Annotated in this window: 14 protein-coding genes; 12 read left to right on the forward strand and 2 right to left on the reverse strand. The window is 67.3% G+C overall.

What is annotated here, in order from left to right:
• The first annotated feature begins 10 nt into the window (after window positions 1-10).
• Together L1787_RS04680 and L1787_RS04685 are read left to right on the forward strand one after the other, a co-directional pair.
• Window positions 11-1,069 (forward strand): ABC transporter substrate-binding protein, encoded by a 1,059-nt coding sequence (locus L1787_RS04680; RefSeq protein ID WP_235707376.1) that lies wholly within the window; start codon window positions 11-13, stop codon window positions 1,067-1,069.
• 66 nt (window positions 1,070-1,135) lie between these two features.
• Entirely contained in the window at window positions 1,136-2,014 is an 879-nt protein-coding gene (locus L1787_RS04685; protein ID WP_235707377.1) for an ABC transporter permease, read from the forward strand.
• A 21-nt stretch (window positions 2,015-2,035) separates the two neighbouring features.
• Here L1787_RS04685 and L1787_RS25940 read toward each other — a convergent pair whose 3' ends face one another.
• Window positions 2,036-3,010, reverse strand: a complete 975-nt coding sequence (locus L1787_RS25940) for a CobW family GTP-binding protein (protein ID WP_235707378.1) — start codon at window positions 3,008-3,010, stop codon at window positions 2,036-2,038.
• A gap of 146 nt (window positions 3,011-3,156) precedes the next feature.
• Window positions 3,157-6,270 (reverse strand): mechanosensitive ion channel domain-containing protein, encoded by a 3,114-nt coding sequence (locus tag L1787_RS04695; protein ID WP_235707379.1) that lies wholly within the window; start codon window positions 6,268-6,270, stop codon window positions 3,157-3,159.
• 268 nt (window positions 6,271-6,538) lie between these two features.
• On the opposite strand from L1787_RS04695, the gene L1787_RS04700 reads away from it, so the two are divergent.
• The 10 genes from L1787_RS04700 to gltX all read left to right on the forward strand — a co-directional run bounded on the left by L1787_RS04700 (window position 6,539) and on the right by gltX (window position 22,482).
• Window positions 6,539-7,681: an extracellular solute-binding protein gene (locus L1787_RS04700; RefSeq protein ID WP_235707380.1), complete on the forward strand. Its 1,143-nt coding sequence runs from the start codon at window positions 6,539-6,541 to the stop codon at window positions 7,679-7,681.
• Window positions 7,682-7,690: 9 nt separating this feature from the next.
• Window positions 7,691-9,139, forward strand: a complete 1,449-nt coding sequence (locus tag L1787_RS04705; RefSeq protein ID WP_235707381.1) for a transporter substrate-binding domain-containing protein — start codon at window positions 7,691-7,693, stop codon at window positions 9,137-9,139.
• A gap of 102 nt (window positions 9,140-9,241) precedes the next feature.
• Window positions 9,242-9,505 (forward strand): DUF7218 family protein, encoded by a 264-nt coding sequence (locus L1787_RS04710; protein ID WP_235707382.1) that lies wholly within the window; start codon window positions 9,242-9,244, stop codon window positions 9,503-9,505.
• 5 nt (window positions 9,506-9,510) lie between these two features.
• The gene (gene ku, locus L1787_RS04715; protein WP_235707383.1) at window positions 9,511-10,425 is read left to right on the forward strand and encodes a non-homologous end joining protein Ku; all 915 of its coding nucleotides are present in this window, start codon (window positions 9,511-9,513) and stop codon (window positions 10,423-10,425) included.
• Between the two features lie 6 nt (window positions 10,426-10,431).
• Entirely contained in the window at window positions 10,432-13,035 is a 2,604-nt protein-coding gene (ligD, locus tag L1787_RS04720) for a DNA ligase D (RefSeq protein WP_235707384.1), read from the forward strand.
• A gap of 172 nt (window positions 13,036-13,207) precedes the next feature.
• Window positions 13,208-14,674 (forward strand): alpha,alpha-trehalose-phosphate synthase (UDP-forming), encoded by a 1,467-nt coding sequence (locus L1787_RS04725; RefSeq protein WP_235707385.1) that lies wholly within the window; start codon window positions 13,208-13,210, stop codon window positions 14,672-14,674.
• Window positions 14,675-14,737: 63 nt separating this feature from the next.
• The gene (locus L1787_RS25945; protein WP_235707386.1) at window positions 14,738-15,757 is read left to right on the forward strand and encodes a sodium:calcium antiporter; all 1,020 of its coding nucleotides are present in this window, start codon (window positions 14,738-14,740) and stop codon (window positions 15,755-15,757) included.
• 123 nt (window positions 15,758-15,880) lie between these two features.
• Window positions 15,881-19,294, forward strand: a complete 3,414-nt coding sequence (locus tag L1787_RS04735) for a glycosyltransferase (RefSeq protein ID WP_235707387.1) — start codon at window positions 15,881-15,883, stop codon at window positions 19,292-19,294.
• Window positions 19,295-19,460: 166 nt separating this feature from the next.
• Entirely contained in the window at window positions 19,461-21,110 is a 1,650-nt protein-coding gene (locus L1787_RS04740) for an NAD+ synthase (protein ID WP_235707388.1), read from the forward strand.
• A complete protein-coding gene (gene gltX, locus L1787_RS04745) occupies window positions 21,097-22,482 on the forward strand; it encodes a glutamate--tRNA ligase (protein WP_439648261.1) in 1,386 nt (461 codons plus the stop codon). The genes L1787_RS04740 and gltX overlap by 14 nt, the downstream gene beginning before the upstream one ends.
• Window positions 22,483-22,503 lie beyond the last annotated feature (21 nt).

The following is a 22,503-nucleotide window of genomic DNA, read 5'->3' on the forward strand; positions in this document are numbered from 1 at the left end:
GAGAAGCGAGATGACGAAGGATCTGAAGGCCGGCATCGGCCGGCGAAGCGTCCTCAAAGGCATGGCCGGGGCAGCGGGCGCCGCGGTTCTCGCACGGCCCTCGATCGTGCGCGCGCAATCGGCGGGAACCGTCGTCGTCGGCACGTGGGGCGGCGACTATGCGCGCCTCCTCAACAAGAATATCGAGCAGCCCTTCCTCATCCCCGAAGGGTGGGAGGTGATCCAGGACCAGGCCGGCGATCCCGAGCGCCGGGCCAAGATGCTCGCCGAACGCCGCCTGCCGCAGGGCTCGACCGATGTTCAGGGCCTCAACGGGCCGAACATGTATCAGGTCTACGAGCTCGGGATCACCCAGCCGATCGACTATGAGCGCATCCCGCTGGCGAAGAACCTTCTTCCGTCGATGAAATATGAATACGGCATCGGTCAGATCTATTCGGGCATGGTGCCGGTCTACAATCCCGACAAGGTGGACGCTCCCGCGAGCTATGCCGAGGTGTTCGACCCCAAATGGGGCAACAAGCTCGGCTATATCGACATCCAGTATCAATACACGCTGACGGCGGCCGCCCTCGCCGCCGGCGGGTCGGTCACGGCGATGGACGCGGCGAAGGAGATGCTCCTCAAAACGCGCGAGGCCGGCGCCCGCATCTATCCGACCAACGAAGCCTTCGCCCAGGGCCTCAAGTCGGAGGAGATCGATATCGGCATCATGTGGAAGGCGCGAACGGTGCAGTGGCAAAATGCCGACATCAATGTCTCCTCCTCGGTGCCGAGCGAGGGCGCGCTGTCTTATGTCTCCGGCTTCGTGATCCCGAAGAACGCGCCGCACGTCGACGGCGCCTACGCCTACCTCAACGCGATGCTGGAGCCCGCCGCTCAGCTCGCCTTCGCCGAGGACATGGGCTACAACCCGACCGTCGACAATGCCGACATTCCGCCCGAGCTCAACGAGCGGATCGGCTTCAGCCCCGAGGCGATCGACAACCTCAAGGACATGGATTTCGGCTTCTGGCTCGACAATGACGTCGAGCTGAAAGGCTGGTGGGACAAGGAGTTCAAGGCTTGATCGGCCGCACGCCCGCACGGCCGCGCGCCCTTCCGGCGCACGGCGCTTTCGGGGAGCGGCAGTAAATTGGCGGCGACCCTGTCCGACGAGGGGCCGCGCGGCGGCGCGCTGATCTTCAGCGCGTCGACCTTGATCGGGCCGGCGACGGCGATCGTCGCGCTCGGCGTGATCGGGCCGCTTCTGATCCTCTTGCGATACAGCTTAAACGACTTCGACCCGCGCCTCCTGATGGTCGAGGCGTTCACGGCGAAGAATTACGTCACCTTCTTCACCGACGCCTATTATCTCGGCGTCTTTTTCACGACGGTGCGCGTCGCGCTGATCTGTACCGCGATCTGCCTCGTGCTCGGCTTTCCGCTCGCTTATCTCCTCGCCCGCACGCAGACGCGGTTCAAGAATCTCCTCATCATCGGGGTGGTCATTCCGCTCTTCGTGGGCAATGCGGTGCGCGCAGCGGGGTGGATGACGCTGTTCGGATCGCGCGGTTTCCTGAGCGTGACGCTGATGGATCTCGGCATCACCACCGAGCCGACGGAGATCATGTTCACCGAGCTCGCCGTGATCATCGGGATCATCGCGGTGAACCTTCCTTATATGGTGCTGACGCTGCAGAGCGTTCTTGAGGGCATCAACCGCAATCTCGAGGAGGCGGCGTTCAGCCTCGGCGCTGCGCCGGTGACGATGTTCGTCCGGGTTCTGTGGCCGCTGGCGCTGCCCGGAATCGCAGCCGGAACGATCCTCACCTTCATCCTCGCGATGAACGCCTATGCGACGCCGGTTCTCCTCGGCGGTCCGGAATTCCGCATGATGGCGCCGCTCGTCTACAGCCAGTTCCAGCTCAACAATTGGCCCTTCGCCGCCGCCGTCGCTTTCCTTCTGATGGGCACGACACTGCTTCTGACGATCGCGGCGAGCCTTGCGACGCGCCAGCGCTTTCGCGGCTGAGGGGCGAGCGCCGGTCCCGCCTCAGGCGGGGTCGGCGAGGATGGTGTCGAAGAGGGCGGTGAGGGCTTCGGGATCGAAGGCACCGCGCCGTCCGATGGCGACCATCTGGTTCGCCTCCGGTGGCGGCCCGTCCTCCCGCGTGATCGCCCAGCGCTTGCCGACGAGGTGGAAGACGACGCGCCCCCCATCCGCGCCGCGCAGCACGCCTTTCGCCCGCAAGAGCGTCGGCGGGATGCCCCGCACCGCAGCGCGCAGCTTCAGCGGGTCGACCGCTCCAGAGCGCGTCCAGCTCCAGGACTGAAAGGCCTCGCCATGATCATGGTGATCGTGGTCGTGATGGTCATGGTCGTGGGGCGCCGCGGTGGTGTGGACGGGATCGCCCGCGACGTGTGCGCCGAGGAGGAGCTCGCGCGGAATGTCGCCGTGCTCGGCGTGGACGAGACGCATCCGGGGAAGGGCGCCCGTCAACGTCTCCTCGATCGCCTGGCGCTCGGCCGCGCCGGCGAGATCGACCTTGTTGAGAATGACGAGATCGGCGCCCGCCGCCTGGTCGAGCGCGAGCTCTGTGTCGGCGAAATCGAGCCCCGGGAAGCCGCCGGCATCGACGAGGCAGAAGATCCCGTCGAGCGCCGTCCGATCGGCGAGGCTGTCGGCGTCGAGCGTGTCGGCGATTGGCAGCGGGCGCGAGACGCCGCTCGCCTCGATGATCAGCCTCTCTGGCGGGCTCTCCGTGTCGAGGATCGACAGGATCGCCTCGGCGAGATCGTCCCGGATCGAGCAGCAGACGCAGCCATTGGCGAGCGAGACGGCGTTTTCGCTCGCCTCCACGACAAGCGCCGCATCGATGTTGATCGCCCCGAAATCGTTGACGAGCACGCCATACCGCACGCCCCGCGGATCGGAGAGGATGCGGTTGAGGAGGGTCGTCTTACCGGCTCCCAGAAAGCCGGTGAGGATCGTCACGGGGACCGGATGGCGCGGGGCGGAAAGCGACACGGAAGAGCCTCATCGACGCGTTGGACCTGGCGGAGACGCCGCGCCGGGAAGGATAGCCGATCGCGCCGGGTCGGCGCGACCGTTGCGTCATCGGAGCGGCCGCGATGTGGTGGGGGCGGCGGGGACGGCGCGGCCGAGAGCGGCGATCAGAAGGCTTCGTCGTCGTCCGTCTTCTGCGCCATCTCGACGGCGTCGCCGACCCAATCGCCGTCATCGCGTCGTGCGACCGGCTTTTCCTCGACCGTCGCGGCAGCGATCGAATCGGCGGTCGTGAGGGTGCGCTGAGGCGCCCGGAACATATGCACGTCGCGCTGCGGGAAGGGGATCGTGATGCCGGCCTCGTTGAAGCGGCGCCAGATCTGCGTGAGCATCTCCGACTTGATGGTGAAGCCGCTCATCGTCCCGCGCAGGTCTATATAATAGCACAGGCGCAGGTTGATCGAGGAATCGGCGAACTCCTCGGTCGTCACCATCGGCGCGGGCGATTTCAACACGCCCGGCTGGTTGTCGAGAACATCGACGATGATGCGGATCGCGTCGTCGGGATCGTCCGAATAGGAGATCCCGACCATCAGGATTACGCGCATCATCGAGTTGGTGCGCGTCCAGTTGGTGAACGTGTCGGAGATGAGCGCCGAGTTCGGCACGATCAGGTCGAACTCGTCGAACGTCTTCAGCCGCATCGACCGGATGCCGATCTGGCTGACCGTGCCCGAGTTCGCCCCCACCGTGACGATGTCGCCGAGCCGCAGCGGCCGCTCCACGAGGAGGAGGAGGCCGGAGATGAAGTTGTTGACGACGTTCTGCATACCGAAACCGATACCGACACCCAGGGAGGCGGCGAAGACGGTGAGGGTCGTGACGTCGAAGCCGACGGCCGACAGGGTGAGGAGCACGCCGAGCACGATCACCACGTACTGGGCGAACACCGAGAGGCTCTGACGGATGCCGATATCCTTCAGGCGGCCGAAGACGACGGTGTAGGCGACGCGTCGGCACCAGGCGCCGAGCCAGAACACGAAGACCAGCGCCGCGGCTGCGACCACCACGCTGCCCACCCCGTAGGACGAGGTGCCGACATCGAAGAGCCGCCAGTTCCAGAAGGTGAGGAATTGATGGATGCCCGGCGTCTCGGACGTCCATTCGAAGATACGGGCGGCGACGGCGATGGCGATGACGAGCAGCAGCACCTGACCGGCACGGGTCAGCGGCTGCAGGAAGTTCGCGCGGAAGAAATAAGCGCGCGCCGGATCCTTCGCACGGGCCCGCGCTGCGATCCCTTCCATGATGTCGTTGAGAACGCCGAGGGCGAGGGCGAGCACGGCCGCGATGGCGATGGCGATGGCGAGATTCTGCATCATCGTCGCGGCGAGGTTGGTGTAGCCCATCAGGCCGGTGACGCCGGTCGCGATCAGCGCGGCCGGCGGCAGCAGCGACAGGATGCCGGCGACCCAGCGGCGAATGCGGCCATAGGAGCTGCGGTCGGCCGTCGGCGCGGCGAAGAAGAACACGAAGAGGAGAAGCGGCAGGCCGCTGAGCACGAACACCGAGTAAGCGAGGCGGTTGATCGCCGACTGGGTCGAGGGAAGAAGGTTCACCTCGTCGAGCACGACATAGGCGAAGACGACGATGGTCGTCAGGATCATCGCCGCCTCGGTGGAGCGGGTGATGATCTTGCCGATCCGCCGCTGCCCGCCGACGGTGCGACGCGTGACGATCACTTGCGTGAGATCGCGCAGGAGCGCGGCGGCGGCGGGGATGACGAGGACCATCAGGATCGTCTGCGCGGTCTCCTGCGAGATCGCGAAAACCTTGGTGTAGATCCACCAGATCGCGGCGGGGACGAGCCAGAAGAGGTTGCGCCGAAGCACCTCGAGCGGCACCTCGGTGGCGCGGGTCGCGTCGGCGGCGATGAAGCGCTTCAGAAGCCCGCGCCGGAGCCATATGACGAAGCCGATGAAGACGAGCGAGGCGATGCCGAAGGCGATGAGCCGGCGCTGATCGGCCACGCGATAGGACGTCTCGATCTCGGTCAGCCGGCCTTCATAGATCGCCTTCAGCTTGCCCGGAAGCGAGGAAAGCTCGGTCGCGATGCGCTGACGCGCGGCCGGATCCGTCCGGGCGATCTCGCGACGGGTAAGGTTGGTGCGCTCGCGGATGGCCCGTTCGCGCACCAGCGCCTCGCGTGTGCGCACGAGGCCCTCGCGCAGTTGGCCGAGTTCCTCGCGCTGGATCTGCAACAGCTCGTCGAGACCGCGCACGCGCTGGCGGAACGCCTGCGCCACGGCATTCTGCTCGTTCGGCTCGCCGAGGATGCGCACGAGGTCTTCGAGCGCCGACCGGTTCGCGTTGATCGTCGTAAGGCGCTGGGTGATGAGATGGTCGATCTCGTCGACCTCGTCGATCGCGTCTTCGAAGAGGTGGATCGGGATCGACGGCTCGTCGGGCAGCGTCCGCAACGCGTCGAGCGTGCTGCGGGATTGGACGATGGCGATGTCGGTGAGGCGCGCGGTCGAGCGCAGCAATGTTTCATCCGACCGCAGGCGCAGGAGATTGCGGCGCTGAATCGCGGCCGAATTGGTCTCCGTGATGCCCGACGCCTCGTTCGAGAGGGCGAGGGCGGCCTGGGAGAGCTGATCGACGAGTTGGGTGAGGCGAAGGACGATCGGCTCTTCGTCCGACGGGCGCACGCCCTCGATCGCATCGAGCGTGATGAGATTTTGGATGATCGCGAGCTGCTCTTGCCGCAGGCTGAGATATTCGCTCGAAAGCGCCTGATAGACGGTGAGACGCTCGAGAATCTGGTTTTGCACGTCGCGGATGCGGCGGCGCCAGTCGAGCATTTCCTCTTCGACGATGCCCGCGAGCGTGTCGCGTGTGCCGGAGCGAAGATCGGCGCTCGCGCTGACGATCGCGGCGTTCAGCGCATCCACCCGCTCGGTCTGCTCGGCGACGGTGTGGGCGAGCGTCATGAGCCGCGTCGAGCCGATATCCACCTCGAATTGCGCCTGTTGCAGCGTCTCGAAGGTGATCGGGGTGTTGTCGTCGAACGTGTCGAGCTGGGAGACGATGCGGGCGTTTTCGTTGGTCTGCTGCTCGATCGCGAGTTCGAGATTGCGCAGATCCCGCTCCATGTTGAGGAGCTGGCCGCGCAGAGCGGTCAATCCCGTCGTCTGTGCTGTAGCCGGATGGCTGACAGCGGTCATTCCAAGTGCAACGAGGAGCGAGCAGGCGACGACGAGGAACTTGAGGCGCGACATAGGACACTCTTAACGCGGACAGCGATGAACCAGCGTGCGGCTCATCATTTACCAGACGGCGACTTGAGGCATGGTGCGCCGACGGTCTAAGACGCTTCTCATCGTCATACAACCGGCCCCGAACGGCTAGGGGGGCACTTTGCCACGCGGTGGGACGCATTGAAGAGGCCGTCAGATGGCCGTATTGCCGCGTTGTCGGGACCGATCGATTACAGGTGTTGGTGTGCGTTGGTTCTTAACATTCGTGCTGATTTTCGCCGCTCCGGCCATGAGCCGAGCCGACAATCTCACACTCTCATGTCTCAATGTCGGCAATGTGCTGGCCTCGTGCCGCGATGCCGCGGCGCGGTTCTCGGAGCAGACGGGACACACCGTTCGCGTCGTCGCGGCGGACACCGCCGGGCGCAGCGCGCTCGAGAATTACCGCACGTTGATGGATGTCGGCAGCCCACGGCTCGACGTGATCCAACTCTCCGAATCCTGGGTACCCGCCCTCGCGCCGGACCTTGCGACACTCGGAACGATCGCGGATCCCGATCAGGTGCCCGCGGCGCTCACCGAACTCGGTGAGGCAAACGGGCGCATCGTGGCCTGGCCGCAGCATATCGCGGTGACGCTGCTTTATGTGCGCGGCGGAATTGCCGGCGCGGAGCCGTTCGACGATTGGTCGGACCTTCGCGGCACGCTGCTCGACCTGCCCGACGATGGGGCCGACGGCCTCGTTTTCGGCGGCGCCGGGTCGACGATGTTTCCGCTGTTTCTCGACTGGTTCTACAGCTTCGGCGGCCAGGATCTGTCCGATCGGCGCACGCTTACGGCCGCTTTGCAGCTCCTCAACGACACGATCGGGGTGATCGCCGCGCCGGGGCTCGTCGACACCACGGCAGGCGACGCGATGGCCGAATTCACGGCGGGCCGCAGCGCCGCGCTCGTTGCCCGTTCGACGACGTTCGACAGCGTGTCGACATCGCAGATCGGTGAGGATCTCGTGACGATCCTGCGCCCGAACGCCAATGCCGACGACCCGACGACGCCGCGCCTCGTCTCCACCTGGCTGGTCGGCGTTCCCCGCTTCTCGCCCAATCAGGAGAGCGCGAAACAGCTTGCCGCCTTCCTGGTGTCCGACGCCGAGGAGCGGCGGGCGGCGGTCGAATTCGGCGTCGCTCCCGCGCGCACCGCTCTGTTCGAGGATCCCGAGGTGCACAGTGTGAACCCGATCATGGCCAACATCGCGGAGAGCCTGCCCTTCCTCACGCCGCTGCCGGTCGACAAATATGGCGAGGCCTATCTCGATCTCGCCGATGGCGTCGCTGAAACCGTGCGCGAAATGCTGCGCGGCGACACCGATGGGGCGACCGCGGCCTCCACCATCGTGCGGATGGTGCGCGCCGCAGAGCGCCGTTCGGAATAGGAGACGGACATGCGCCGATCGATCCTCGCTTTCGTCCTCGCCTGCGCTGTCGCCGCGCCCGTCGCGGCGCAGGAGGCGGGTACGCCGAATTCCGCCACCCCTCAGCGCGTCACCGTCCCCGAGGCGGCGGAGACCGCGACAGGGTCCCAGCCCGCCCCGGTCCCGAACGAGGCGACGTCCGCCCCGGCCGCCCCGGCGGCCGACAACGCGGCGACCGCGCCCGAACCCGGCGCCGCCATCACCGAACTGCCGACGGATGCCGACGAGACGGTGGTGCCCGACACGGCGGCCACCACGAACGGCACAGACAGCGCTTCACCGGCTGACACCGGGTCCGGCGCTACGGCCACCGATGCGAGCGCGACCGATGCGGCACCGCCGGAAACGAGCGCGACGGGGGTGAACGCCGCCGAAGCGGACGCCGCAGCCCAGAGCCAAGCGGGCGAGGCGTCCGCCGGAGCCGCTCCGGCCGCAGCGCAAGCCCCCGCCACGGCCGAGAGCCCGGCCGCGACCGAGGATGCACAGGCGGCCGAGACGCCCAGCGCGACCGAGGGCGCACAGGCGTCCCAGACGCTGCCTACGTCGCCGACGCCGCCCACGTCCGAGACGATGCCGGCGGCCCAAACACCCACCGCCGAGACACCCGCCGACGCCTCGACCGCCGACAATGCGCCAGCGGCAGGAACGCCCGCGGCCGACGCGGCCGCCGCGCCGAGTGAGCCGGCGGCGGCTGCCGCGCCGCGACGGCGGATCAATGTCGGCGTTCTCGCCGACGCTCCGCCGTTCAGCTCGGTGACCCGGTTCGGCAGCCGGGTCGGGTTCGACGTCGATTTCGCCCGCCTCGTTTGCGAGCACCTCAGCGTGCAGTGCAATCTCGTCCCGCTATCGTCGGAGGATTTGGCGCCGGCGCTCTATGATCGGCGTGTCGAGTTCGTGATCGCTTCGCCGGTTCTGTCGGCGGGCTCCGATCCCACCGTCGAGGCGACGAACCCCTATCTCCGCCTCGCCGTGCGCTATGTCGCGCCGCGCACCGCCATCCGCGATCTGGAGGCGGCGGACAGCGCCGTCTATGGCGCGCTCGTCGGCACGGCGCAGGCGGATTATCTGACGTCGACCTTTCCCCGCCGGGGCGCGGTTCGGCTCTATCCGAACAGCGAGGGCCTCTGGATCGACCTCGCCCTCAAGCGGCTCGATGCCGTGCTCGCCCCGGCGATCACCGCGCGCCGTGAATTCCTCTCCACCCCGATCGGCGAGACCTTCCAGTTCATGCGGCCGACAAAGGGGCAGCACGAAGGCTTGTCACGCCTCGCCGTGATCGCGACGCGCGATGGCGACGACACCTTGCGGATGGGCATCAACGCCGCCATCCGCCAGATCCTCGCCTCGCCGGAATATGGCGAGATGATCAGCGATTATCTCGACCGGAGCCTCGCCTCGGCGCCCGACGATAGGCAATAAAGAGGATTGACAATTCCACGGAACGAATCACCTCCGCATCGGTTGGTGATTCGTTCCGCGGAACGGATGCGGTCCGCCCGCGGCATGTCGAGAGGGACGACGATGCCCAAACGTGACCCAGGCCCTTCGGTCAAGGATGACGACACCTACGAAGCCCTTCGCCGCGACGGGGCGAGCAAGGAGAAGGCCGCCCGGATCGCCAATGCGAAGGCGGCCGGCGGCAAACCGTCGAAGAAGGGCGGAAGCGCTCCGCCTTACGAGGAATGGTCCCGCGACGATCTTTATAATCGCGCGAAGGAGATCGGCATCGACGGCCGGTCCAAGATGTCCAAAAACCAACTCATCAACGCGCTGAGGTCGCATTAGCGGCGATGGCAGCTCCCCGCGCCTATTGGAAGGGTCATATCCGCCTCGCGCTCGTGAGCTTCCCGGTGCGCCTCTATGCGGCCGTGTCGCAGACCGAGCGGATCGCGCTCCACCGCATCACGCGCGACACGCACGAGCGCGTGCGCATCCAGAATGTCGTGCCCGGCGAAGGACCCGTCGAGCGGGACGATGTCGTGATGGGCTACGAGTATGACAGGGACAAATATATCCCCGTCGAGGATGACGAGCTCGAGGGCCTCGACGTCGAATCGAAACACACGATCGATCTGTCCCGCTTCGTCGATCTGTCCGATATCGACCCGATTTATTTCGACAAACCCTATTTCCTGGCGCCCGACGGCGACATCGCCTCGGAGGCGTTCGTCACCATCCGCGACGCGCTGCGGCACGCCAAGAAGGTGGCGCTCGGCCAGATCGTGCTCAACAAGCGCGAGCGGGTCGTCGCGATCCAGCCTTGCGGCAAGGGGCTGATCCTCGAAACGCTCCGCTGGGCCGACGAGGTGCGCGAAGCGGACGCCTATTTCGACGACATCGAGGAGGTGAAGGTCTCGGCCGATCAGGTCGAGATGGCCGAGAGCCTCATCAAGGCGCGGGCGGGCGCGTTCGAGCCGGAGCGCTTCGTCGACCGCTATCAGCAGGAATTGCGGGCGCTGATCGACAAGAAGCTGAAAGGCAAGCGGATCGAGCCCGCCAAGCCGGCCCGCGGCGGCAAGGGCTCCAACGTCATCAACCTGATGGATGCGTTGAAGGCGAGCCTCGATGAAGGCGGAAAGCCCGCCGGATCGTCCGAAAAGCGGACGACGAAGGCGAAGTCGAGCGGAACGACCAAGACCTCGCGCGCCGCCAAACCGAAAAGCGGGGCGAAGACGACCCGCACGCGGCAGAAGAAATCGGCCTGACGCGCGATGGCGAGCGCGAGCCTCGATCGCTATCGCGAAAAGCGGAACTTCGAGACGACGCCCGAGCCTCAGGCAAAGAGCGGCCGACGGCGCAAGACGGCGTTGCGCTTCGTCGTCCAGAAGCACGACGCCTCGCGGCTCCATTATGATTTCCGCCTCGAATATGAAGGCGTCCTGAAATCCTGGGCGGTGACGCGCGGGCCGAGCCTCGACCCGGCCGACAAACGTCTCGCGGTGGAGACCGAAGACCACCCGCTCGACTATCGCAGCTTCGAGGGGACGATCCCGGAAGGCTCCTACGGCGCCGGCACCGTGATGCTGTGGGACGAGGGCACCTGGCGGATGGCGGACGGCAAGGACGCCGCCGAGGGCCTGCGCGAAGGATCACTCACCTTCGATCTCGACGGAAGCCGCCTCAAAGGGCGCTGGCATCTTCAGCGGATGGGGGCGGAGAAAGGGCGGCCGCCCCAATGGCTCCTCATCAAAGTGCGGGACGCGGCGGCGAAGGATGACGGCAAGGCGGTGATCGACCGCTTTACCAAGAGCGTCCGCTCCGGCCGCACCATGGCCGCGATCGCCAAGGCTGGCCCGCCGAAGGAGACCGCCGAGCGGGCGGCGGAACCGGACAAGAAGCCGCCCGCCGCCTCTCGCCGCAAGGCGGCGCGGAAGGCCGGCCCGCGTCAGGCGTCCCACAAAAGCGTTGCGCTGCCCGAGTTCGTAGAGCCGATGCTCTGCCGCTCGCGCACCACGCCGCCGCGAGGCGAGGGATGGCTCGCCGAGGTGAAATATGACGGCTACCGCGCGATCCTGAGAGCCGCGCCGGACGGCGTCGCGATCCTCACCCGCAACAAGCAGAATTGGACGGCGCGCTTTCCCGCCATCGCGAAAGCGGCCAAAACGCTCGCCGAACGCGGCGTGATGCTGGACGGGGAGATCGTGGTCTTCGACGAGGCGGGGCGGACGAGCTTCAACGCGCTCCACGGCGCCGTGCGGTCAGACCAGGCGCCCGACGCGACCTATGTGGCGTTCGATCTCCTCTTTCTGGACGGGGCGGACTGGCGCGGCCAGCCGATCGAGGCGCGCAAGGCGGCGCTCGCCCCGCTCGTCGCCGATCTCTCGGCGATCCGGTTCGGCGATCACATCGCCGGCGGCAAGCAGGAGGCGCTCTTCGAGCGGGCGAAATCGCACGGGCTCGAAGGCATCGTCGCCAAGCGCGCGGGGAGCCGCTATCGCTCCGGCCGGCACGATGATTGGGTGAAGGTGCGCGCCGTCCATTCGCATGACTTCGTGGTCGGCGCCTATACGCTGAGCGACGACGGAAGCCTCGGCGCGCTGGTCGTCGGCGCCTATGCGGGCGGCGACCTCGTTCCCGCCGGCCGTGTCGGCACCGGCTATTCCCGTGCCGAGGCGGCGGCCCTTCTCGCCGAACTCGAGGCGCGCGGCGTGCGGCGCTCGCCCTTCTCGGCCTCCCTCAAGGGGCGCGGCCATCATTTCGTGAAACCCGAGCTCGTGGTGGGGGTGGACTATCTGACGATCACCACGGACGGCGCGATGCGCCATCCGGTCTATCGCCGCCGCGTCGAGGCGGATCCGAAAACGGTCCATCTTCCGTCCGACCATCCCGCCGCCGCGATCGACAGGGCGCCCGCGCCGCCGCCGGATTCGCCCGGAACCGCCCGGCGCGCCGCGGGCCGGCCAGCGCGCGGGACGCCCGCCGGCAGGCGTGGCGCGCGCAAGGAGAACGCAATGGCCGACAGCGTGCTGGGCGTGAGCCTCAGCCATCCCGAGCGGGTGCTCTTTCCCGAGCAGAACGTCACCAAGGCCGATCTCGCCCGGCATTATGAGGTTCACATGGACCTCATCATGCCGCATGTCGAAGGCCGCCCGCTGACACTGTTGCGATGCCCGCAAGGGCGCGCGCGCCAATGCTTTTACCAGCGCCATCCCGAAGGTTTGCCGGAGCGGATGGCCCGCGATATCGGCGAGGAAGACGGTGCGGCGATCGTCGTCTCCGAGCCGGCCGACATCATCGAGCTGGTCCAGCGCGGGGTGCTCGAAATCCACCTGCGCGGCGCGAAGGCCGATCGGCCCGACCGCCCGGACCGGCTGATTTTCGACCTCGACCCCGGCGACGATGTCCCGTTCGAGGCGGTGAAGGACGCCGCCGTCAAATTGCGGGACCATCTCGCCGATCTCGACCTCGTCTCCTTCGTGAAGACGACCGGGGGGAAGGGGCTTCACGTGATGCTGCCGATCGAGCGGCGTACCTCCTGGGAGGAGGCGAAGGCGTGGACGCGGGCGATCGCGACGCATTTCGCGGACACCGAGCCGGACCGCTTTCTCGTCAACATGAAGAAGGCGAAGCGGCGCGGGAAAATCTTCATCGACTATTTGCGCAACGACGTGAAATCCTCGGCGGTCGCGCCATATTCCTCACGCGCGCGGGAGGGCGCACCGTTTTCCGTCCCCGTGACGTGGGAGGCGCTCGCCGGCCTCGAAGTCCCGAACGGGGTCCATGTCGGAGAGCGCATCGCGACCGACGCATGGGCGGATGTCGCGACCGTCCGCCAGCGGTTGACCGCGAAGCACCTGACGGCGATCGATTCATAAATGCTCAGGGCGGAATGAAAATGGACTCGCTGAAGCAACAATTTAGTCGCGGGCCTTTTCACTTCCATTAATCTTTAGTGAATCGCTCTCTTTCATCGCCCGAACCTGAACCAAGCCTGATCACGCAGCGTTCCATTCCAACACAGGAAATGCCTCTTTTGGGAATGGGTCGATGGCGGGCTTGAGCGCGCTTTCCAATACAATCACGAGGCCGGAACCTCCACAGGACGCGCCGGTTCTGCCGCGTGTTGAACTCGATGGGCGGCTGATCGCGGTGTCCAATCGCGTGGCCCGTCCGAGCGGGACGACGTCACCGGGCGGGCTCGCCCAGGCGCTCGGCGAAGCGCTGAAGGCGCGGGGCGGAACATGGGTCGGCTGGTCCGGCCAGCTCGTCGCGAGCCGCGAGGCGGTCGAGCTCGATCTCGAGATGGACGACGATGTCGTCTATGCTCTCCTCGATCTCTTCGATGCAGATTTCCAAGGCTATTATGAGGGCTACGCGAACGGCGTCCTCTGGCCGATCTTCCATGGCCGGCCCGACCTCAGCGTCCACGACGCGGCCGATTTCGAAGCCTATAAGGCGATCAATCGCGCCTTCGCCGAAGCGGTCGCGCGGATGGCCGGCCCCGAGGACACGATCTGGGTCCACGACTATCAGCTCCTGATGCTCGGCGAGATGCTGCGCGAAGCGGGCGTGTCGACCACGATCGGCCTCTTCCTCCACATTCCGTTTCCCTACAACGACGTCTTCCGCACCATCCCCGAGGCGGAGGAGATCGCCCGCGCGCTCGTCAAGTTCGACACCATCGGCGTGCAGACGACGCGAGACGCCCGCAATCTCGCAGAATGCCTCGCCGGGATGGGTGAGGGGACCGTTCACCGCCGCGGCAAGGCGTTCGAGGCGCACGTGTTCGGTGAGCATGTCCGCGTCGTGCCGCTCCCGATCGGGATCGACGTCGCCGGGATCCAACGCCTGTTGCGGGTGCCGCCATCGTCCGATGTCGTCGATTTCTCCCGCGGGCTCGCGGGGCGGCGCTCGCTCATCGGCGTCGACCGTCTCGATTATTCCAAGGGGCTGCCGCAGAAATTGCAGGCCTTCCATCAGTTCCTGACCGAGGATCCGAGCCGGGCGCGCGATGTCGTCCTGACCCAGATCGCGCCGATCTCCCGCGGCAGCGTGAAGGCCTACGAGAAGACGCGGCGCGAGGTGGAGGCGATCGCCGGGTGCATCGCCGGCATGTTCACATCGCTCACTTGCAGCCCGCTCAACTTCCTGACGCGTCCGGTCGAGCGGGGGACGATCGCCCATCTCATGGCCCGCAGCGACGTCGCGCTCGTGACGCCGATCGCGGACGGGATGAACCTCGTCGCCAAGGAATATGTCGCAGTGCAAAATCCGCGCAATCCGGGCGTATTGGTGCTCTCGGAGTTCGCCGGCGCGGCGGAGGCGATGACGGACGCGCTCCTCGTCAATCCCCACGATACGGATGCGCTCAGCGAGGCGATCGAGCGGGCTTTGTCGATGCCGCTCGGCGAGCGGCGGGACCGGCACGCGGCGCTGATGGACGTGGTCCGCGACACCGACATCGCCCGATGGAGCGAGGCTTGCCTTGCTGAGCTCTCCGCCGTGAAGGCCTGATCGGGCGATCGCGGCGGCCCGCCGAGGACGGAACGGGCAAGGGGGGATGGCGTTGACCCCCCAGTGCCCCATTTCGAACTTCCCGTCCTCATCGGCCTTTTTGTGGCCGTCGCCGCGATCATTATGCTCGTCGGCATCCGTCTCAGCCGTTTCGCCGACAAGCTCGCCGACCGTACGGGGCTCGGCGAGGCCGTCACCGGCGCCGTGCTTCTCGGCGCGTCCACCTCGACGCCCGGCACCGTCACGTCCGTGGTCGCGGCCTATGGCGGTAATGTCGATCTCGCGGTGTCGAACGCGCTCGGCGGGATCGGCGCGCAGACGGCGTTTCTTGCCGTTGCCGACATCACCTATCGGCGAGCCAATCTCGAGCATGCGGCCGCATCCGTCTCGAACCTCACCCAGGCGACGGTCCTCATCCTTCTTCTGACGGTGCCGATGATCGCGATCCACACGCCGGCCGTCACCGTGCTCGGCGTCCATCCGGCAACGATCGTGCTCCTCCTCATCTATGCCGCGGGGATCAAGATGTCCGGCCGCGACCGGGACCGGCCGATGTGGCATCCGCGCCGGACGGAGGACACGCGGGAGGATATCCCGGAGCCCGAATCACACGACCGGCCGTTATCGGTGATGATCCTGCAGGTGCTCGGTCTCGTCCTGGTGATCGGCCTCGCGGGCTATGCCGTCGCCTGGCTCGGGGTCGCGATCGCGAAGGAAGCCGGGATCGGGGAAACGGTGGTCGGCTCGCTGATGACATCGGTCGCAACGTCGCTGCCCGAGCTCGTCACGACCCTCGCGGCGGTGCGCGCCGGGGCACTACAGCTCGCCGTCGGCGGGATCATCGGCGGCAATATGTTCGACGTTCTCTTCCTCTCGGCAGCCGATGTCGCGTACCGCGAGGGGTCGATCTTTCACGCCATCGATCCGGCGAGCGCATTCTGGGCGCTTGTCGGCATCGCGATGACCGGCGTCCTTCTTCTCGGCCTCATCCGGCGTGAGCCGCACGGCTTCGCCAATATCGGATTTGAGAGCGCGTTGATCCTGCTGATCTATTCCGGCGCCGTTGTGCTGACCGTGATGTGAGGCCGGGAACGGCGGCACGCAGGGCTTGCAATCATCCACATTTCCCGCCGACGGTGCCGGTGCGGCTCGCGTTGTCTTAGACTTTGCGCTAACCGCAGAGACTTTGGTCGGGACGGGGATATTATGTCGATTGGGAAACGCGGCGCACCGAACGAGACCGCGGACGAGGACACGGCCGATGCGACGACGGAGATCGTCGACGCGGGCGAAACTGTCGACGCGACTGAGGGCGAGGGCGACGCGCCGCTTGGCGAGGAGGGCGCCGCGCACGCTGCGGAGCTGCCCGCGACGCCGGTCCCGGACGAGCCGAATTATGCGCCCTATACGCGCCTCGCGGCGCCGGAGGGCGCGCCGTTCGAGGTCGTCGCGACGCGCTCTGACCGGGCGCTCCTCGCGACCTCACCCGGCACGCTTCTCACGATCGAGGGGCAGCCGGCGCTCGGCTTCGGCGCATCGATGCGCGATGTCGACCTTCTGTCCGATCACGGCTTCGACGCCATCGCCGATCATTGGCACGTCTATCATGATGAAGGCGGCTTCGCCGAGCTCGGCCGAGACGTCGCCTTCGACTGGCAGATCATCGGCGGGCACACGGCGTTCGTGCGGCTCAATATCGCCCAGCGCGGCCACCTTTCGCCGATCGAGGTCGCCTATCGCGACTCCGAGATCGGCGAGGCCCTTCCGGTCGGCGCGCGATATGTGCGGTGGCAGGGCCTCTTTGCGGCCCATCGCGGCGTGCTCGAGATCAAGATCGAGTTCTATGATGCGAGCGACCGTTATCTCGACACCATCGTGACCCACGTCCCCGAGGCGAACGGCGGGCGCAGTCCGTTCGGTTACGCCAAGGTCGGGGCGGTGCATTCGGTTCCGCCGTCGACCGCGGCGGTGCGCTTTAAGATCGGCATCACCCCCTTCGCCGGCGCCGACGAGGTCTACGCCTTCTTCACTCACCTCGCGCTCGCCGCATGTGGATCGGCGGAGCCCGATCGTCCGATCGCCGAGCGTCTTTGTCCGCTCGGCCCGCTGACGCGCGCACTCGATGACGGCTCCCGCGTTCTCGTAGAGGTCGGCCTGCCGCAGGTCTCGCGCGGTGCGCCGCCGCAGCCCGTCATCGTCGAGCATAACGGCGCGGCCTATCCGATCGGCGCCCGGCCGGCGCTCGACGGCGTCGCCCGCATCGGGATGAACGGCAGCGCCATCGCGGTGGAGACGGGCAACTGGTCGGGGGCGGCTTCGGTGATGGTGGACGGCCGCTGGCTCGGCGACATCGTCGCCGCGCCGATGGTGGCCGACCGGCATCTCCTGCCCGCCGGAAAGGTCGTTGCCGACGGGCGCATGCACCGGCTCGAGGTGATCTCGCCGGCCGGCATCCTCGGCACCGGATTCGGCGCCGGCCCACGCCATGGAACGCCCTGGACGCGGATCGCCGAAGACGTTCCGGCACCGCTTCCGGGCTTCGGCGCGCCGCTCGCCGAGTATCGTTACCGGGCGCTCGAGGCCCATGCACGGGCGCTCGCCGAGGGGACCGTCGACCCGTGGCTCGTGAAGGCGATGCCGGCCCTTCATCAGGCGCTGATCCAGGGGCACACGCGGGCGAGCCCCTTTCCGCTCCGCTTTGCGCATCATGAGACGCCCGACGTCTCGATCGTGATCCCCGTCCATAACGGCTACGCCTTCACCTTCATCGCGCTCGCAGCGTTGCGGTTCGCGCGCGTCGAGGCGACCTTCGAGGTGATCGTCGTCGATGACGGGTCGAGCGACGAGACGCAGGAGCGCCTCGCCGAGCACGAGGGGATCACCGTCGTGCGGCACGAGAGCGCGCGCGGCTTCCTCCATGCGGCGAATGCCGGCGCGGCGAAGGCGCGGGGGCGCTATGTCCTCCTCCTCAACAACGACACCGAGGTGACCGCCGGTTGGCTCGATGCGTTGCTCGACGCTTTCACCCTCTTTCCGGGGGCCGGCGTCGTCGCGCCGAAGATGATCTATCCAGACGGAGCCTTGCAGGACGCCGGCGGCCGGATCGACCATCATGGCGAGCCGACCATGGTGGGCCGTGGCGGCAACGCCTACGATCCGCGCTTCTGCTATACGCGCGATGTCGACTATGTGTCGGGCGCGGCGATGATGGTCGACCGCGCTCTCTGGCGCCGCATCGGCGGGTTCTCCGACGCCTTCGCGCCCGCTTATTATGAAGACGTCGACCTCTGCTTCAAGGTGCGCGAAGAGGGACGGCGCGTCCTCTATGTGCCGGGCGGGGTCGTGGTGCACTCCGAAGGCGGGTCGCACGGGGTGGACGAGACGGCGGGGGTGAAGCGCCATCAGGTGCTGAACGCGCCGGTCTTCAAGCGCACCTGGGCTCATCGGCGTCCGCCGCGGATGGAGCCCGGCGTCGCGCACGATCGCGGCGTCACGGCACGCGTCCTCTTTCCGCTGATCGAATTGCCGCGCACCGATATCGACGCGGCGAGTGTCGCGGCGGAGGAGGAGATCCGCCTCATCAAGGCGCTCGGCGCGAAGGTCACCGTGCTGCCGCGCAGTCTCGAATATCTGCCGCGCTATGCCGAGGCGATGGAGCGGCAGGGCGTCGAGATCGTCTATGCGCCGTTCGCCACCTCTCTCGAAGGCTTTCTCGAGGAGCGGGGCGCCGAGTACGACGCCGTCTATGTGACGCGATATCAGGTCGCCGAGGCGCTGCTTCCGGCGATCCGCCGGTATGCGCCGGATGCGAAGGTGCTTCTCAACCTCGCCGACCTCCAATTCCTGCGCGAGATGCGGGCGGCCTCCGAGGCGGGCGATCCCGCCGCGCTCGATGCTGCGCGCTCCGCCCGCGCCCGCGAAATCGCCGCGATGCGGGCGAGCGACGTGGTGCTGTCTTATTCCGATGTCGAGGCGTCGGTGGTGTTTTCCCATCTCGGGCCCGAGGTCGCTGTCGCCAAGGTGCCGTGGGTGCAGCGCCTGCGGCCCGATCCCGCGCCGTTCGAGGGGCGCGCCGGGCTCGCTTTTCTCGGCAATTATCGCCATCCGCCCAACGCCGAGGCGGTGCGGTGGTTCGCGACGATGGTAATGCCGCGTTTGCAGGAGGCGCGGCCCGACATCACCTTCACCGCCTATGGCTCCTATGCCGAGGACGCGCTCGCCGACATTCCCGGCATCGTGGTCGGTGGTCATGTCGCCGATCTCGGCGAGATGTTCGATGCGCATCGTCTCTTCGTCGCGCCGCTGCGGAGCGGGGCGGGTGTCAAGGGCAAGGTCTTCCAGGCGATGGCGGCGGGCATCCCGTCGGTGCTGACGCCGATTGCGGCGGAGGGCTTGCCGATCCGGGAGGGCGAGGCGGCGTTCGTCGCCGACACCGGCACCGAATTCGTCGACGCGATCCTCGCCGTCTATGACGACGCGGAGCGGTGGGCGTCGGTTGCGGCGAAGGCGCGCGCCTTCATCGAGGCGCATTACGGCTTCGAGCAGGGCGTCGCCGCGATGCGCCGGGCGTTCGAGGCGGGCGGCCTCTTCCTGCCGCAGCCCGAATGGGAGCGGCGCTGAGGCGCACCGCGCGTGTCCGGGCGGGGCCTTGCTTTGCCCCGATGCGGTTCGAGATAGGAACAAATCGCGGAGGTCACGCCGGCGGCGTTGACCTTCGTGCGCCTTGCGGCCAGTTTCGCCGCCATCTGAGGATGGGGTCGTCCGATCCCACGACAGGCCGGAGCCCATGCGCGACCGCTTCACGATTTCGATCCAGCAGCTCAATCCCATCATGGGCGACATTGCCGGCAACCGCGCGATGGCCGAAGCCGCCATCGCGGCGGCGGGCGATGTCGACCTCGTCGCCTTCACCGAGCTTTTCATCACCGGCTATCCGCCCGAGGATCTCGTTCTGAAACGGGCCTTCACCGAGCGGGCGATGGCCGAGGTGCGGGCGCTCGCCCCGCTCTCGGTCGATGGACCGGCGATCGCGATCGGAACGCCCTGGCTGGAGGACGGCCTCCTCACCAACGCTTACGTCATCCTGATCGATGGCGCCGTCGCGGGCGTGCGGCACAAGGTGGATCTTCCGAATTACGACGTCTTCGACGAAAAGCGCGTCTTCGCGCCGGGACCGATGCCGGGGCCCGTCGATATCAAGGGCGTGCGCGTCGGCTTTCCGATCTGCGAAGACATCTGGGCCGAAGAGGTCGTCGAGTGCCTCGCCGAGACGGGCGCGGAAATCCTCGTCGTTCCGAACGGATCGCCCTTCACGCGGACGAAGGTGGAGCGGCGGATGCAGGTCGCCGTCGCCCGGGTCGTCGAAAGCGAATTGCCGCTCGTCTACGTCAACCAGGTCGGCGGGCAGGACGAGCTCGTCTTCGACGGCGCGTCCTTCGTGTTGAGCGCCGACCGCGCGCTGACGACGCAGCTTCCGGCCTTCCGCACCGCCTCGGACGTCGTCGTCTTCCAGCGCGAGGCGGACGGGTGGGTGCCCGAAGCCGGCGAACGCGCCGATCTGCCGGCGGACGGGGAAGCGGAATGGGCCGCCGCGATGCTCGGCCTGCGCGATTATGTCGACAAGAACCGCTTTCCGAGCGTCGTCATCGGCCTTTCGGGCGGGATCGATTCGGCGATCTGCGCCGCGCTCGCGGTCGATGCGCTGGGCGCGGCGCGCGTCCACTGCATCATGATGCCGTACCGTTACACCTCCAATGAGAGCCTGTCGGACGCGGCCGAGATCGCCGAATGTCTCGGCATTCGCTACGATATCGTTCCGATCGCGCCCGCCGTCGAAGGGTTCGGCACGCTCCTCGGCCCGATCTTCGACGGCCTTGAACCCGACGTCACCGAAGAGAACATTCAAAGCCGCGTTCGCGGAACGGCGCTGATGGCCGTCTCCAACAAATTCGGCGGCATGGTGGTGACGACGGGCAATAAGTCCGAGGTCTCCGTCGGCTATGCGACGCTTTATGGCGACATGAATGGTGGCTTCAATCCGATCAAGGATCTCTACAAGACGGAGGTCTTCCGCCTTTGCCATTGGCGCAACGCGCACAAGCCGTACGGCGCGCTCGGGCCGGACGGGGTGGTGATCCCGGAGCGGATCATCACCAAGCCGCCGACGGCGGAGCTGCGCGAGAACCAGAAGGACGAGGATTCGCTGCCGCCCTACGAAACCCTCGACGCGATCCTGCGCCGCCTCATCGAGGACGAGGCGAGCGTCGCCGACATCGTCGCCGAAGGATATGACGGGCCGACGGTGCGGCGGGTCGAGCACCTCCTCAACATCGCGGAGTATAAGCGCCGGCAGGCCGCCCCGGGCGTGAAGATCTCGTCGAAGAATTTCGGCCGGGACCGACGCTATCCCATCACCAACCGTTATCGAGATGCCTGAGATCGTCCGCTTCGCCCCCTCGCCGACGGGGGAAATCCACATCGGCAACGCGCGCACGGCGCTCTACAACTGGTTCCTCGCGCTCCAGACCGGCGGCCGCTTCATCCTGCGGTTCGACGACACCGACGTCGAACGCTCGCGCGAGGCCTATGCCGAGGCGATCGCGGCGGATCTCGATTGGCTCGGCATCGTCCCCGCGCGGGTCGAGCGCCAGTCGGCGCGGCTCGCCCGATATGACGCGATCGCCGAGGATCTGCGCACACGCGGCCTCCTCTACGCCTGTTATGAGACGCCCGATGAGCTGGAGCGCAAGCGTGCCCGCCAGCGTGCGCGTGGCCTGCCGCCGGTCTATGACCGCGCCGCCCTCGCGCTGACCGAGGCGGAGCGCGCCGCGTTCGAGGCGGAGGGAAGGCGTCCGCACTGGCGGTTCAAGCTGCCGGAGGGCGCGCGGAGCTGGGACGATCGTTGCCGCGGGCCGCAGATAGTCAATCTCGGCACGGTCTCCGATCCCGTGCTGGTGCGCGCGGATGGAAGTTATCTCTACACGCTCCCCTCGGTCGTCGACGATCTCGATTTCGGCGTCACGACCGTCGTGCGCGGTGAGGATCACATCACCAACACCGGCGTTCAGATCGCGCTCTTCGAGGCGCTGGGCGGTGAGGCGCCGGCGTTCGGCCACCACAATCTCCTCACCCGGCAGGACGGCGAGCCGCTCTCCAAGCGGGACAATCCGCTGTCCGTCACCCGTCTGCGGGCGGAGGGATACGAGCCGATGGCGGTCGCCTCGCTGGCGGTCCTCGTCGGCACCTCGCACCCGGTCGAGCCGGTCGCCGACATGGCGAACCTTGCCGGCAAGGCGCCGCTTTCGGCGGTTTCCAAGGGGCCGGCGATGTTCGATCCGGCCGACCTCAAACGCCTCAACGCGGCGCTGCTCCACGACATGCCCTATGAGGCGGCCGCCGATTGGCTCGACGCGCGCTTCGGCCTCGCCGACCGCATGTTCTGGGAGACGGTGCGCGGCAATCTCGCGCTGCGCGGCGACGCGGCGGAATGGTTCGACATCTGGCAGAACGCGCCGCGCCTCACCGATGCGTCGGGCGCTCCGATCCTCGCCCGCGAGGATGCGGCGGTGATCGCCGCCGCCGACGCCCTGTTGCCGCCCGATCCGTGGGGCGAGGAGACGTTCAAGGCCTGGACGGGGGCGATCCGCGCCGAGACGGGGGCGAAGGGCAAGGCGCTCTTCATGCCGCTGCGCAAGGCGCTCACCGGCCGCGAGCAGGGGCCTGAAATGGCGGCGTTCATTCTGCTTCTGGGCCGCGAGCGGATCATCCACCGTCTCGCGTCCGCGAAGGTCGCGCTGGGCGTGGGCTGAGCCGCCGAGCCTCTTCCTTCG

This window comes from Acuticoccus kalidii (assembly GCF_021556395.1).
Lineage (GTDB): Bacteria > Pseudomonadota > Alphaproteobacteria > Rhizobiales > Amorphaceae > Acuticoccus > Acuticoccus kalidii.

Excerpts from the sequence above, each read along its gene's own strand:
- L1787_RS04680 (WP_235707376.1), top strand. The coding sequence starts at position 11 with ATGACGAAGGATCTGAAGGCCGGCATCGGCCGGCGAAGCGTCCTCAAA.
- L1787_RS04695 (WP_235707379.1), bottom strand. The coding sequence starts at position 6,270 with ATGTCGCGCCTCAAGTTCCTCGTCGTCGCCTGCTCGCTCCTCGTTGCA.
- L1787_RS04700 (WP_235707380.1), top strand. The coding sequence starts at position 6,539 with ATGAGCCGAGCCGACAATCTCACACTCTCATGTCTCAATGTCGGCAAT.
- L1787_RS04705 (WP_235707381.1), top strand. The coding sequence starts at position 7,691 with ATGCGCCGATCGATCCTCGCTTTCGTCCTCGCCTGCGCTGTCGCCGCG.
- L1787_RS04710 (WP_235707382.1), top strand. The coding sequence starts at position 9,242 with ATGCCCAAACGTGACCCAGGCCCTTCGGTCAAGGATGACGACACCTAC.
- ku (WP_235707383.1), top strand. The coding sequence starts at position 9,511 with ATGGCAGCTCCCCGCGCCTATTGGAAGGGTCATATCCGCCTCGCGCTC.
- ligD (WP_235707384.1), top strand. The coding sequence starts at position 10,432 with ATGGCGAGCGCGAGCCTCGATCGCTATCGCGAAAAGCGGAACTTCGAG.
- L1787_RS04725 (WP_235707385.1), top strand. The coding sequence starts at position 13,208 with ATGGCGGGCTTGAGCGCGCTTTCCAATACAATCACGAGGCCGGAACCT.
- L1787_RS04735 (WP_235707387.1), top strand. The coding sequence starts at position 15,881 with ATGTCGATTGGGAAACGCGGCGCACCGAACGAGACCGCGGACGAGGAC.
- L1787_RS04740 (WP_235707388.1), top strand. The coding sequence starts at position 19,461 with ATGCGCGACCGCTTCACGATTTCGATCCAGCAGCTCAATCCCATCATG.